The 12,893-nt window shown below is 69.2% G+C and carries 13 protein-coding genes; 6 read left to right on the forward strand and 7 right to left on the reverse strand.

Annotated elements, in window-relative coordinates; genetic code table 11:
* Nucleotides 1–56 precede the first annotated feature (56 nt).
* The 3 genes from ABY44_RS02005 to ABY44_RS02015 form a co-directional block, all read right to left on the reverse strand.
* On the reverse strand, nucleotides 57–992 hold the full coding sequence (locus ABY44_RS02005; protein ID WP_027791514.1) for a DMT family transporter: 936 nt from the start codon (nucleotides 990–992) through the stop codon (nucleotides 57–59).
* 126 nt (nucleotides 993–1,118) lie between these two features.
* The gene (locus tag ABY44_RS02010) at nucleotides 1,119–2,051 is read right to left on the reverse strand and encodes an AEC family transporter (RefSeq protein ID WP_059694949.1); all 933 of its coding nucleotides are present in this window, start codon (nucleotides 2,049–2,051) and stop codon (nucleotides 1,119–1,121) included.
* 191 nt (nucleotides 2,052–2,242) lie between these two features.
* Nucleotides 2,243–3,127 (reverse strand): LysR substrate-binding domain-containing protein, encoded by an 885-nt coding sequence (locus ABY44_RS02015; RefSeq protein ID WP_060170986.1) that lies wholly within the window; start codon nucleotides 3,125–3,127, stop codon nucleotides 2,243–2,245.
* A 311-nt stretch (nucleotides 3,128–3,438) separates the two neighbouring features.
* Here ABY44_RS02015 and ABY44_RS02020 point away from each other — a divergent pair, with 311 nt between their 5' ends.
* A complete protein-coding gene (locus ABY44_RS02020) occupies nucleotides 3,439–4,683 on the forward strand; it encodes a serine hydrolase domain-containing protein (RefSeq protein WP_060170984.1) in 1,245 nt (414 codons plus the stop codon).
* Nucleotides 4,684–4,704: 21 nt separating this feature from the next.
* Here ABY44_RS02020 and ABY44_RS02025 read toward each other — a convergent pair whose 3' ends face one another.
* Both ABY44_RS02025 and ABY44_RS02030 read right to left on the reverse strand, forming a co-directional pair.
* Nucleotides 4,705–5,535 carry a GntR family transcriptional regulator gene (locus tag ABY44_RS02025; protein ID WP_060170982.1) on the reverse strand — a complete coding sequence of 277 codons (831 nt, stop codon included), beginning with the start codon at nucleotides 5,533–5,535 and terminating at the stop codon, nucleotides 4,705–4,707.
* Nucleotides 5,536–5,668: 133 nt separating this feature from the next.
* Nucleotides 5,669–6,604: a helix-turn-helix transcriptional regulator gene (locus ABY44_RS02030; protein ID WP_060170980.1), complete on the reverse strand. Its 936-nt coding sequence runs from the start codon at nucleotides 6,602–6,604 to the stop codon at nucleotides 5,669–5,671.
* 87 nt (nucleotides 6,605–6,691) lie between these two features.
* On the opposite strand from ABY44_RS02030, the gene ABY44_RS02035 reads away from it, so the two are divergent.
* The 3 genes from ABY44_RS02035 to ABY44_RS02045 all read left to right on the forward strand — a co-directional run bounded on the left by ABY44_RS02035 (nucleotide 6,692) and on the right by ABY44_RS02045 (nucleotide 8,821).
* A complete protein-coding gene (locus ABY44_RS02035) occupies nucleotides 6,692–8,131 on the forward strand; it encodes a cytochrome P450 (RefSeq protein ID WP_060171251.1) in 1,440 nt (479 codons plus the stop codon).
* 188 nt (nucleotides 8,132–8,319) lie between these two features.
* On the forward strand, nucleotides 8,320–8,625 hold the full coding sequence (locus ABY44_RS02040) for a Panthothenate synthetase (RefSeq protein WP_021159202.1): 306 nt from the start codon (nucleotides 8,320–8,322) through the stop codon (nucleotides 8,623–8,625).
* Nucleotides 8,626–8,638: 13 nt separating this feature from the next.
* Nucleotides 8,639–8,821 carry a hypothetical protein gene (locus ABY44_RS02045; protein ID WP_060170978.1) on the forward strand — a complete coding sequence of 61 codons (183 nt, stop codon included), beginning with the start codon at nucleotides 8,639–8,641 and terminating at the stop codon, nucleotides 8,819–8,821.
* A 103-nt stretch (nucleotides 8,822–8,924) separates the two neighbouring features.
* Here the strand turns inward: ABY44_RS02045 and ABY44_RS02050 are convergent, their stop codons facing one another.
* Nucleotides 8,925–9,725 carry a helix-turn-helix transcriptional regulator gene (locus ABY44_RS02050; protein WP_027791520.1) on the reverse strand — a complete coding sequence of 267 codons (801 nt, stop codon included), beginning with the start codon at nucleotides 9,723–9,725 and terminating at the stop codon, nucleotides 8,925–8,927.
* A gap of 124 nt (nucleotides 9,726–9,849) precedes the next feature.
* On the opposite strand from ABY44_RS02050, the gene ABY44_RS02055 reads away from it, so the two are divergent.
* Nucleotides 9,850–11,256: an APC family permease gene (locus tag ABY44_RS02055; protein ID WP_027791521.1), complete on the forward strand. Its 1,407-nt coding sequence runs from the start codon at nucleotides 9,850–9,852 to the stop codon at nucleotides 11,254–11,256.
* 64 nt (nucleotides 11,257–11,320) lie between these two features.
* Entirely contained in the window at nucleotides 11,321–12,430 is a 1,110-nt protein-coding gene (locus tag ABY44_RS02060; protein ID WP_060170976.1) for a P1 family peptidase, read from the forward strand.
* A gap of 144 nt (nucleotides 12,431–12,574) precedes the next feature.
* Here ABY44_RS02060 and ABY44_RS02065 read toward each other — a convergent pair whose 3' ends face one another.
* Nucleotides 12,575–12,787, reverse strand: a complete 213-nt coding sequence (locus ABY44_RS02065; protein ID WP_059694933.1) for a hypothetical protein — start codon at nucleotides 12,785–12,787, stop codon at nucleotides 12,575–12,577.
* Between the last annotated feature and the right edge of the window lie 106 nt (nucleotides 12,788–12,893).

Consider the following 12,893-nt stretch of genomic DNA (forward strand, 5'->3'; position numbering starts at 1 on the left):
GCGCCGCTCCGGTATTCGGCATCCGTCCCCGAGTGCGCGTCGCGCACGTCCATGGATCAGCGTTTCGCTCGATTGGTCAGCGCGACGCCCGCGATCACGAGCGCACCGCCCGCCAGCATCGACGGCGACAACGGCTCGCCGAGCAGCGCGACCGACAGCAGCACGCCGAACACGGGCACCAGGTTGGTGAACACGGCCGCGCGGGCCGGCCCGAGTTCGCGGATGCCCTGCGAATACCAGACGAACGCGACCACCGTGCCGATCGCGCCGAGATAGAGCATCGACGCGACGGCCTGCCACGTCAGCGGCGTGCCGCTGCCGGCGGGCGAGCCGAACAGGTGCGCGACGACCAGCAGCGCGAGGCCCCACAGCGCCGCATACGTCGTGGCCGCCAGCGGCGACAGCCCGTCGAGCGCGCGCCGGCCGATCACCGTATAGGCGGCCCAGCTCAGCACCGCGCACAGCATGAAGCGTTCGCCGGCACCGAACGTGTTGCCGAGATCGGTCAGCACCCGCAGCAATTCGCCGCGGCTGATCACGACCAGCGCGCCGAACAGCGCGACGGCGATGCCGGCCCAGCGCGACAGCGACAGGCGTTCCCCGCGCACGACGATCGACAGCAGCACGGCGGTGGCGACCGGGTTCAACGCGACGAACAGCGCGGTGCGACCCGCCGGCATCCGCGCGAGCGCCGCGAAAAAACACACGTTGTACAGGAAGATGCCGGTCGCGCCGAGGCCGAAGGTCGTCACGACCTGGCGGCCGCTCAGCTTCGGCAGCCCGCCTTCGATCTTCCACGTCAGCACGACCAGCATCAGCGCGGCGATCGCGAAGCGGCCGGTGGCCGCCGAGGTCGCGGACATCGTCGCGGCGAGGATCCGGCCCGCGATGAACGTCCCGCCCCAGAACAGCGCGACGAGCGTGAGCTTCACGTAGACGGCCGCGTGCGGCCGGGTGGCGGCGATGGCGGCGGGCGGGGCGGGAGCATTCATGTGACGGGGTTTCTCGGTGAGCGCCTGCGGCAACGCGCGAACGAGCGCGCGCGGCCGGTTATGCCGAATCGCGCGATGGCCCGCGTGCAGGCTGGATTCAGGGGGAAATGGGCGGTCGTTGCGTCGTCAGCGAAACGCGGGTGCCGACGCGAGCGCGGTCAGCACGACGGGCATCGCGAGCGCCGCCGCGATCGTCTGGAACGCGGTGATGCCGGCCATCAGCGGCGCGTCGCCGCCGAGCTGGCGCGCCATGATGTACGACGCCGACGACGTCGGCAGCGCCTGGAACAGCAGCGCGACCGTCAGCGCCGCATCGCCGAGCCCGAACAGGCGGCCGGCGGCGAGCGTGATGAGCGGCATCGCCATGAACTTGAACGCCGATGCGACGCAGACCGGCTGCAGCCACGCACGCGCCGCATCGAATTTCAGTGCCGCGCCCACGCACAGCAGGCCGAGCGGCATCGACGCGACGCCGAGCGCGCGCACGGCCGGCTCGACGGCCGCCGGGAACGTGACGCCGCCGGCCTGCATCGCGATCCCGAGCGCGCACGCGACGACGAGCGGATTCGACAGGATCTGGCGCACGAGGGCCGCCGCGCCGAGCCGCGTGTCGCCGTAGCGCGCGAATACGAGCACGCACATCAGGTTGACGGTCGGGACGATCGCCGCGACGCACACGGCCGCGAGCGCGATGCCTTTTGCGCCGAACAACCCGGCCGCGAGTGCGGTGCCGACATAGTTGTTGAAGCGCACGGCACCCTGGAACACCGACGTGAAGCCGGCGCCGTCGACCCGCACGAACGGGCGAACCAGCAGGAGAAGCGCCGCGGCGAGTGCGGTCGAACCGACCAGCGCCGCCGCGAGCGGTAATACGGGCAGTGACTGCAGCCGCGCGTTCGCGAGGCCGTCCGCGAACAGCGCGGGCAGCAGCACGTAGTAGCACAGCCGCTCGGCCTGCGGCCAGAAGGCGTCGGCGATGAAGCCCGTGCGCCGCAGGCCGTGGCCGCACGCGACCAGCAGCGCGACCGGCGCAAGCGCGAGCAGGATCGGGCCGATCATCGGGGCGCCTTCACATGAGGCGGGGCGACCGTGCAGGCCACACGCGCTGCCGTGAGCGGCTGGCACGCAAAACGGCGGAACGAGGCGGGCATCCATCCGGCGGGCAACATGGCGACACGCAAGCGAAAGAGTGACGATGCCGCCAAGTTAACACGCGCAAACAACAGGAATAATGGTTAATTATCGGGTGTTCAATGAGAAATTCTCATCGATGACGCGGCGACTTCGGCCGCCAGCGCACGTGCGAAACGTTCGGCCGGACGCGACTGGTGTTCGAGCAGGACGACCGCGCGCCCCATCTGCGGCTGACCGAACGGCAAGCGCGTGACGGGCGGCAGGCGCGCGAGCGTCGAATCTGGGAGTGCGACGATCGCCGCGCCGAGCCCTCGCGCGACCATGCGCGCGATCGTTTCCGCGCTGTCCAGCACCATCTCCTCGCGCACCCGCACGCCGATGCGGCGCAGTTCGGCGGCGATCATGCGGCCGGCCCACGCCTGCGCATCGAAGCGGATGAACGGCAGCGCGCCGAGCAGCGTGCCCGCGTCGCGTTCCGCCTGGTCCGGCGGCGCGAGCAGCCAGAAGCGATCCTCGTACAGCGTGGTCCACGTGAGTTCCGCCGGATGCGGGCGCACGGGGCGTGTCGTGATTGCCGCATCGAGTTCGCCGGCCGCGACGCGGTTCGCCAGTTCGGCCGACATGCCGGCCGACACGTGCACGCGCAGCCCCGGATGCGCGGCGCGCAGCGCGAGCAGCGCGTCGGGCAGCGGGCCCGACAGCGCGGTCTGGATCGCGCCGATCCGCAGGCGGCCGACGAGCTTCTTCTCGTCGCTGAGCGCATCGGGAATCCGGTCGACCATCGCGAGCACCTGCTCGGCCTGCGCGAGCAGGATGTTGCCGGCCTCGGTGAGCACCGGCTGCCGGCGCGAGCGATCGAACAACTGCACGTTGTATTCGCTTTCGAGCGTCTTGATCTGCAGGCTCACCGCCGATTGCGTGAGGCCGATGGCTTCGCCGGCGCGCGCGAAAGTCCGGTATCGGGCGATGGCGACCAGCGTTCTGAAGGCGCGGAGTGACATAAGCGGGCTGAGGTGGGAAGAGGCAGCCGTGTGCGAAACGCAGCCCGGTCGGCGCATTGGCGATGCGACGGGGGGAACGGTTCGCAAGGCAGCCGCCAGGGTTCGCGACATCATGCCCGCGCGTCCCGAATCGGGCAACCGGCCCATACGACGAGCGCCGCATGTTGCCGACGCGTCACGCCGGTTCGGACATTCTTTAAAATGATATAGTTCTATTTTTAGAATGTTTGGATCGGGCAAGCGCACTGCCTGAAGCGAGGCGGGCGCGGGTTCCGGCGCGTCGAGACCGAAGTGGAAAGAGGAGCAGGGGCATGACCAAGGTGGCATATCCGGGTTTGTCGTCGCAGCGGCTGAAGGCGCTCGACATGCAGCTGAACGAACGGTACGTGGCGTCCGGGCGCTTGCCGGGGGCGGTGACGATGATCCATCGCCGTGGCGAGCTGGCGCACGTGAACGTCGTCGGTTCCATGGACGTCGAGCGCGCGAAGCCGATGCGCGAGGACGCGATTTTCCGCATCTATTCGATGACCAAGCCGATCACGAGCGTCGCGTTCATGACGCTGGTCGAGCAGGGGCGGGTGGCGCTCGACGATCCCGTGTCGAGCGTGATCCCGGCGTGGAAGGACCTGGGCGTCGCCGTGGCCGGCGCACGGAGCCTCGGCGGGTTCCAGACCCGGCCGGTCGCGCGCGAGATGCTGATGGTGGATCTGCTGCGCCACACGGCGGGGTTGTCGTATTTCTTCCAGGCCAGGACGAACGTCGATGCCGCGTACCGCGAACTCGCGATCGGCGAACCGGGCAACCCGGGCGGTCTCGACGGCATGATCGCGGATCTGGCCGGGCTGCCGCTCGACTACTCGCCGGGCGAAGCGTGGAATTATTCGGTCGCGACGCACGTGCTCGGCTATCTCGTCGAGAAGATCTCCGGGCAGCCGTTTGCCGACTACCTGAAGCAGGTGCTGTTCGATCCCATCGGCATGCCCGACACTGGTTTCTTCGTGCCGGACGCGCAGGCCGAGCGCCTGTGCGCGTGTTATTGCCCGGGCCCGGATGGCGGTCTCGTGCTGCAGGACGACCCGGCATCCAGCGCGTTTCGCCGGCCGCCGGCGCTGGCTTCGGGCGGCAGCGGGCTCGTGTCGACGGCCGGCGATTACCTGCGCTTCTGCCGGATGCTGCTGAACCGCGGTTCGATCGACGGGCACCGGATTCTGAGCCCGAAGACCGTCGAACTGATGACGATCAACCATCTGCCGGGCGGCCGGACGCTCGACCGGATGTCGCGCTCCACGTTCAGCGAGGCCGTGTATCCGGGGCTCGGGTTCGGGCTCGGCTTCGCCGTGACGCAGGACCTTGCCGCGACGATGCAGCCAGGCAGCGTCGGCGATTACTTCTGGGGCGGTGGCGCCAGCACCGCTTTCTGGATCGACCCGGCCGAGGACCTGATCGTGGTGTTCATGACGCAACTGCTGCCGTCGACGACATACCGGATTCGCCGCGATCTGCGGCATTGGGTCTACGGGGCGATGTGCGACGGCGAGGGCGACGCGGCGGCTTGAAGGGCAGTCGGGGCAGGCGGGTCAGGCCGCCGGCTTGCGCGCGCCTTTCCGGGTACCGGCGCGCGGTGACGGGATCAAGTCGGCGCTCCGGTCGTTGCCGTCGAGATCGTGCGTGATGTCGAGCACGAAACGGTCGGCGCGATACAGGTAGAGCCCCGCATGGACGATGCAGCCGTCGCCGTCGGTCCACCAGCGGCGCATGCGAATCAGCATGTCGGCCATGCTGAAGTCGGCACCGTCCGACGCGAGCAGGTCGGCCGTCTCCTGGTCCGCGTAGGCGGCCGTGATTTCCTGGCGGGCCTTCGCGAGCGGAAGACGGTTGTATTGACGGACGAGATAACCGACCTTGCGCCGCGCGTCGCTGCCCTTCGGAAACCGGTCGTAGGTTTCCCGCGCGACGTAGCTGTCCATCACGCCGTAAGGTGCGCCGTCGTACAGCTGAAGCGTGCGGATCCGCATGTAGGCGGCGCGCATGGGTTGGCCCGTCTGCAACGCGGCGGGCAGCGCGGTCACGGCTTCGCGCAGCAGCACGCGCAGGGTCTGGCCGGGTGCGAGTTGCAGCGGATCGTTGATCGCGGCGCGCAGCGCCGGGTTATCCGGGGGAGAGACGACATCGGCCGTGACGAACGTGCCGCGCCCGCGGGCACTGCTCACGAGCCCTTCGGCGCTCAGTTCGGCCAGCGCCTGGCGCACCGTGATCGTGCCCGCCTGATAGAACGCGCACAGCTCGGGAATCGGCGGCAACTGGTCGCCGCGTTTCCATTCGCCTTGATGGATTCGTCCGCGAAGCAGGCTGGCAATCCGCGCATAAAGGGCGACCCCTTTGCGTTCGGCGGGCGACGACGGGTTCAATCACGGGCTCCTGGAATGATGCGGGTGGCGGGTTGACCGGGCGGGGCAGGCAATGGCGCCTGTTAATGCCCAACATTCTACTCTTGGAATGTATGGCCCATTCGTGCGGCCGGGGCCGTGAAGCCGCCGTGCGTCACACCCACAGCCGGTACATCCAGAACGATTCGTCGTCGATGAAGCGCTGCGTGAATTCGCTCGGCGAGAATCCCGTGATGCGCTTGACCTCGCGGCTCAGGTGCGCCTGGTCGGCGAATCCTTCGTCGAGCGCGAGCGTCGCCCAGTTGAACGCGGTGCCGGCTTCGAACCGGTCGCGCGCCGCGAAGAACGCGCTTTCCGTCCTGACGAGCGCCTGCCATTCGCGCAGCGATCGGCCGCTGTAGGTCTTGATGCGCCGTTCGACCTGGCGCGGGCTGTGCGTGCCGCGCCACTCGCGCGCCTGCAGCGCAAGACGCTCGACCCAGCTGCGCCCCGCATGGCGAAGCGAAGCCAGCGGCGTCGCGGGCCGCAGCGCCTGCCAGCGAGGCGCGAGATGGCGATCGATCGCCGCCAGCACGTCCGCGTCGCCATCCGCGCCGAGCAGTGCATCGAGCAGCGGGTGCCAGTCGCGGCCGAGGCACGCGTGTGCGTCGAGCACGCGGTCGTGGACGTCCGGCAGCGCGATGCCGAACAACGTCCGAGCGGCGTCGGCGGTGAAACAGATCATGCCGATCAGCCCGCCTGTCGGCGACCACGCGACGGTGGGGGCCGAATGGCTGCCCGACAGCGTCGCCGCCGCGCCGAAGGGGCGCCATCGCGGGCCGTCTGGGGCGGGTTCGATGAAGCCCACGTCGAGACCCCGGTACCACGACACGCAGACGAGCGGCGTGGCCGGAAAATGCGAAAGCCGTTGCGCGTCGCTCGACGCGACGCCGCGCGTGTCGGACAGAACGATCGCGACCACCGCGCCCTGCAGCGCGGCAGGCGCGGGATGCAGCCGCGCATGCGGCAGCGGCCCGCCGCCCGCGACGCGAGGGGCGCGGGCAAGCGGATCGGGACATGACGGCGGAATCGATGGCGGGCCGGAGAACATGACGCCGCAGTATAGGGACGGGGCCCACGCGTGTCGATGTCGTTTGCGTTCAAGACCGCCGGCGCGCCGATGCGGAGAATCCGGCACATGAACACACGATCCTCTTCCCCATGTCCATTCCACGCGGGCACTGCTGCGCCGGCGCCCGTGCTTCACCCGCCCGGCGTATGGCCGCCGGGGCCGCCCGCCGGCCTGACGGGTTGGGGGTTGCTGCGCACGATGTCGCGCGACCTGATCGGCGCGCTTGGCGACTGGCAGCGCACCTACGGCGATGTCGTGCACTTGCGCGTGTGGCCCGAGCATGCCGTGGTCGTGACCGATCCGGCGCTCGTGCGCGAGCTGCTGGTCACGCACCACGATGCGCTCGGGCGCTGGGAGCGCGCCATCCGCGTCTTCGCGGAGGTCCACGGCCAAAGCGTGCTGGTCGCCGAGGGCGATGCGTGGCGCGACAAGCGGCAGGCGCTGCAGCCCGGCTTCATGCCGAAGCCGGTTCAGGCGTTCGTTCCGGCGATCGCGGCGACCGCCGGTCACGCCCTCGCGCAATGGCCCGCGCATGATCCGGAGTGGCCGATCGAAAGCGCGCTGACGTCGCTGGCGATGGACGTGATCATGCGCACGATGTTCTCCGATACGATCGGCGACGATGCGCGTGCGGCCGAGGACGCGGTGCGCGTGGTGAGCGCCGCGGCGAACGCGGCGTTTTACCAGCCGGTGAACACGCCGAGCTGGGTGCCGTGGAAGCGCCGCACGGCACGCGCGATGGCGGTGCTGAAAGGGGTGATCGACCGGCAGCTGCATACGCGCCTCGACCGGCCCGAGCGTACCTGGCCCGACGATCTGCTGTCACGCCTGTTGCGGCTGCATCGAGCCGATGCGCGGAAATGGCCGCTGCGGGCCGTGCACGACGAATGCGTGACGGCGTTCCTGGCCGGCCACGAGACGACCGCCGGGGCGCTGACCTGGTGGGCATGGTGCATGGCCGCGAATCCGGCCGTGCAAGCCTCCGCGCGCGACGAGGTGTCCCGCGTGCTGGGCGGTCGTGCGCCGTCGGCCGAGACGCGCGCGTCATTGCGTTACCTGTCGCAGACGCTCGACGAAACGCTGCGCCTGTACCCGTCCGCGCCGATCCTGATCAGCCGTCGCGCAGCGCGGCCGATCGCGCTGGGCGCGTGGCAGTTTCCCGCGCGCACGCTGTTCATGCTGCCGCTGCAACTGATGCAGCGCGATCCTCGATGGTTCCCCGAGCCCGATACGTTCCGCCCCGAACGCTTCGCCGACGATGCGCCGACGCTGCCTCGCGGTGCCTGGATGCCGTTCGGCACGGGCCCGCGCGTGTGCCTCGGGCAGCATCTGGCGATGACGGAGATGACGGTCGTGGCCGCCATGGTCCTGCAGCGCTACGTGCTGTCGGTGCCGCCCGGCATGGCGCCGCCGTGCGCGGTGCTGAACGTGACGCTGCGACCGCAGCACGCGTTGCATCTGGCGATCGCGCCGACGGAGCTGGCGGCCGATACGGTCTCCGAATGACGGAGGCACGAGCGGCCGATTCGACGGGGCCTGCATCGCGCGAGCGCATGCCGTGCGCGCGATGCGGTGTCGTCGAATCGTCGGAACGTGAAGGCGTGCCGCCAACCGCTTTCGGCGCCACTGGCGCGGCATCGCGCAGCACCTATGCTTGAAGGGCCCAGGCCGGGTGACGCCCAAGGAGGATGGTCATGCGCATGCTTCTCAACATACGAATCCCTCACGAGCCGTTCAACACGCTGGTGCGGGACGGCAGCGTCGGCGACGTGATCTCGCGAATACTCGAAGCGGTCAAGCCGGAGGCCGTGTATTTCACGGAGCAGGGCGGCGGTCGCGGGGCGGTCGCGATCGTCAACGTGGATGACCCGTCGCAGATCCCCGCGCTCGCGGAGCCGTGGTTCCTGATGTTGAATGCCGACTGCGAGTTCCGCGTGGTGATGTTGCCGGACGATCTCCGGAACGCCGGGCTCGCGCAACTCGGCGCGAAGTGGCGGTAGCGGTGAGCCGCGCATGCGCATGCCGCTGCCCGAAAGCCGGGTGAGCGGCATCGCGCGGCGTTCGCGTGCCGGCTATCGCGCAGCCGGCGGCGGCTCGACGTTCGCCGCCTGCCTGTCCTTCGGTCGCAACAGCAACAGCAGGCCGCTCAGCGCCGCCGCGGCAACGCATACGAATAAGAACCGTTCGTTCCATTGAATCTCGCATGTCGGATGCTGTGCCGTCGGCATTCCCGGCCGTGGCGTCGAGTTCCGGCAGGAACGTGAAGACCGCCGGTTGCCATCCGTCCGGATCGGGAAGGTCATCCGGCCGCGTCTTCCCCCAGCGCCTGGATGAAGCGCGAGAACAGCTCGGGCTGCGATGAAATCCCGAGCTTCGCGTACAGGTGCCGCCGGTGCACCTTCACCGTTTCCGGCGAAATCGCGAGCCGCTCGGCGATCGCCTTCGACGAGTTGCCGCGCAGCACCATTCTCGCGATCGACATCTCGCGATCGGTCAGCACGCCTGCGCCGAAGCGGGCGAGTGCCTGCTCGACCCGCGCGCCGAGATCGGCGTCGGGCGTCGCGCGTGCGGCGTCGCCCACCAGCCGCCAGTGCTGCCGGATCGCCGCGAGCACCCACGGCATCGCGGCCGTCAGCTTGCCGAGCGGCTCGACGTCGAAACGCGTGCTCGCGCCCAGCGACAGCGACAGCAGCATGTCGGCGCTCGGCCGCACGAGGATCTGGATCTCGTCGTCGCCCACCGCGTCGCGGAAATAGCTGAGGAAATACTCGCTCTGCCGGAACAGGTCGGGTGCGACTTCCTCGAGCCGGTAACAGCCGTCGGCCAGCCCGTCGTGCGCGGCCTGCAGGAACGGGTCGAGCAGATACACGCCGTTCAGGTAGAGCGGCACGGGCGACGCGGCATCGGTGCCGCCCGTGTCGTATTCCTCGAGCACGAGCGGCACCCCGTCGGGGCCGATCGCGGTCGCGAGCGCGTTGTCGAACGGCGCCATTTCATTGAGCAGCAGCACCAGGAAGCGCCAGAAGCGCGGCTGGCCGAGGTGATCGATTGCGCGGCCGAGCGCCTGGTGCATCGCGATTTCGGAAAAGAGACGATCCATACCACCACCGGAAGGGCGTAACACGAAGGGGGAATAGCGGTCCTGAAATTGGCTTCCTAGACTGCCACGCAATCAGTCGGGCCCGAGTATGGGCGTTCAAAAAAGTGCAGCACAGGAGAACGAGATGGCGATGATGTCGGAATCGACGGGCACGCTGCAAGCGGCGCCTGCAACGGAGGACGCGCCGCGCGCGCTGTCGCAGACGCTCAGCGTGCGCGACGCGGTGATGATCACCGTATCGGGCGTGACGCCCGCGAGCTCGATCTTCGTGATCGCGCCGTTCGCGATCCAGCAGGCCGGCAGCGGCGCCGTGCTGTCGTTCCTGCTCGGCGGCGTGCTCGCGCTCGCGTTCGCGCTCTGCTACGCGGAACTCAGCGCCGCGCACCGCAGCGCGGGCGGCGAGTACGTGATGGCCAAGCGCGTGTTCGGCACGCTGCCCGGCTACCTGACCTTCATCACGGTGCTGTCCGTCAGCGTGTTCATCCCGGCCGTGCTCGCGAGCGGCGCCGCGCCTTACCTGAACAGTGCGCTCGGCACGCACTTCAGCAACCAGTCGGTCGCGTTGACGATCGTGCTGCTCAGCTACCTGCTCGGCATGCTGAACATCAAGACGAACGCGTGGATCACGGGCGCGTTCCTGGTGGTCGAGATCGGCGTGCTGATGCTGATCGCGGGCCTCGGCTTCGGTTCTCCGCATCGCGGCGCCGACGCGCTGGTCGCGCCGGTCGTCGCGAGCGGCAACGCGCTCGTGCCCGCGACGCTGGCCGCGATCGTTCCGGCGATCGGCACGGCGATCTTCTGCTACAACGGCTTCGGATCGGCCGCGTATCTCGCGGAAGACCTGCGCGGCGGCAACCGCAACGTCGCGAAGGCAGTGATCTACTCGCTGCTCGTGATCCTCGTCGTCGAACTGATTCCGCTCACCGCGATCGTGCTCGGCGCGCCTTCGCTGACCGAGCTGACGAAGAGTGCCGACCCGATCGGCTATGTCGTGCGTTCGCTGAGCAACCCGGCGGTGTCGCGCGTGGTCAGCGGCGGGATCTTCCTGTCGGTGTTCAACGCGATCATCGCGATCGTGATCACGATGGGCCGGCTGCTGTACAGCAGCGGCCGGCACGCGCTCTGGTCGCGCACCTGCAACCGTGCCTTCTCGACAATCCACCCGCGTCTCGAATCGCCGTGGCTCGCGACCCTCGCGCTCGCGGTGCCGTCGGCGGGGCTCGTGTTCGTGTCGAGCCTCGACGAGCTGACCGCGTTCACGGTCGACCTGCTGCTGCTGATCTACCTGGTCGTCGGGCTGGCCGCGCTCGCGAGCCGGTTCGTGCGCCGCGACGTCGAGCATCATTACCGGATGCCGTTGTGGCCCGTGACGCCGCTCGTCGCGGTGGCGGGCGCCGCGTACACGCTCTACACGACGCTGGCCACGGCCACGAAACCGACCGACCTCATCATCATCGCCGGCCTGCTGATTGCCGCGCTCGCGATGTACGCGGTCTGGGCACGCCACAGCGAAGCGTTCCGCGCGCTCTGAGCGACGGATCGAAGCCTTGCCGTACCGAAACACCGAACCATTGAAAGACGGGAGGAATTGCATCATGCGCACGAGGGATCTCGGCATCCGCATCGGACTCGGCACGCCGGGCCGCTTCAACGCGATCACGGACGTTCCGGGCGTGCGGGTCGGACATTGCACGCTGAACGAGGAGAACGGCGACGCATCGATCCGCACCGGCGTCACCGTCATCGAGCCGCGCGCGGGCGCCGCGCACGATTCGCCCTGTTTCGCGGGCGTGCACGTGCTGAACGGCAACGGCGATGCAACGGGGCTCGAATGGATCCGCGAAGCCGGCCTGCTCACCACGCCGATCGCCTATACGAACACGCACAGCGTCGGCGCGGTGCGCGATGCACTCGTCGCGAACGAGCGCGAAGCGGCGGCGGGCCGCGTGTACTGGTGCATGCCGGTCGTGATGGAAACCTACGACGGCCTGCTGAACGACATCTGGGGGCAGCACGTGAGCGCCGCGCACGTGCAGCGCGCGCTGGCCGCCGCGCAGACGGGGCCGGTTGCCGAAGGCGGCGTGGGCGGCGGCACGGGCATGATCTGCCACGAGCTCAAGGGCGGCATCGGCACCGCGTCGCGTGTGCTCGCGGCCGATGCGGGCGGCTGGACCGTCGGCGCGCTCGTCCAGGCGAACTACGGCGTGCGCGAGATGCTGCGCGTGGCGGGCTACCCGGTCGGCGAAGTGCTGCGGCACGTGCCTTCTCCGTTCCGCGCGCCGGACGCGCAAGGCGAGGCCGGGATGGGCTCGATCGTCGTGACGATCGCGACCGACGCGCCGTTGCTGCCCCACCAATGCACGCGGCTCGCGCAGCGTGCCAGTGTCGGGCTCGCGCGGGTCGGCGGCGGCACCGAGGATTCGAGCGGCGACATCTTCCTTGCGTTCGCAACGGGCAACGACGGCCTGCCGGCGGCGAACTATGGCCGCAAGGGTGCGCCGACCACCGGCGTGAAGATGGTCAACAACGACCATATTTCCGCGCTGTTCGTCGCGGCGGCGGAAGCGGTGGAGGAAGCGATCGTGAACGCGCTCGTCGCGGGCGGCGACGTCGAGTCGCGCGGTGCGCGGGTCGAAGGGCTGGGGCAGGCGCGCTTGCTGGATGCGTTGCGCGAGGTGGGCTGGCGGCCGGGGCGCGGCGCCTGAAACGGCATGCGCCGCTTCAATCGAAGCGGCGTGGGTTGGAGCGGCGATGCGGCGATCGGCCGGGCCGCGATCGGCCGGGCCGCCGCTCGCCCGCGCAGGTCATGCGGGCGGTGCGGGCCTGGCCGTGACGACGCGGCGTCATGCTCAGCTGCCGAAGTAGATGTTGCAGAAGCTGACGGGGCCGACGCAGGCGTTCGGGTCGTCCTGCTTCGATTGCGCACGATCGACGCGGCCGGCGGCCTTCACGGCTTCGACGCGGTTCGCCTGTTGCTGTGCGTCGTCTGCCGGTGCCGGCTGTGCGTGAGCGACAGCAGCGGTGAGCGACAGGGCAACGAGGGCGAGGTGCAGCGGCTTCATTTCGGTTTCTCCTGGGTGAGTGCCAGTCTCGCTGGCAGTGAGGAAACTATAGGCTCGCACTGCTTAAAGATTAATCACCGCGCCTGTAGAGCATATTTCCATCCGG

The sequence above is a fragment of the Burkholderia sp. ZZQ-2 genome, from assembly GCF_050768715.1.
GTDB lineage: Bacteria > Pseudomonadota > Gammaproteobacteria > Burkholderiales > Burkholderiaceae > Burkholderia > Burkholderia cepacia.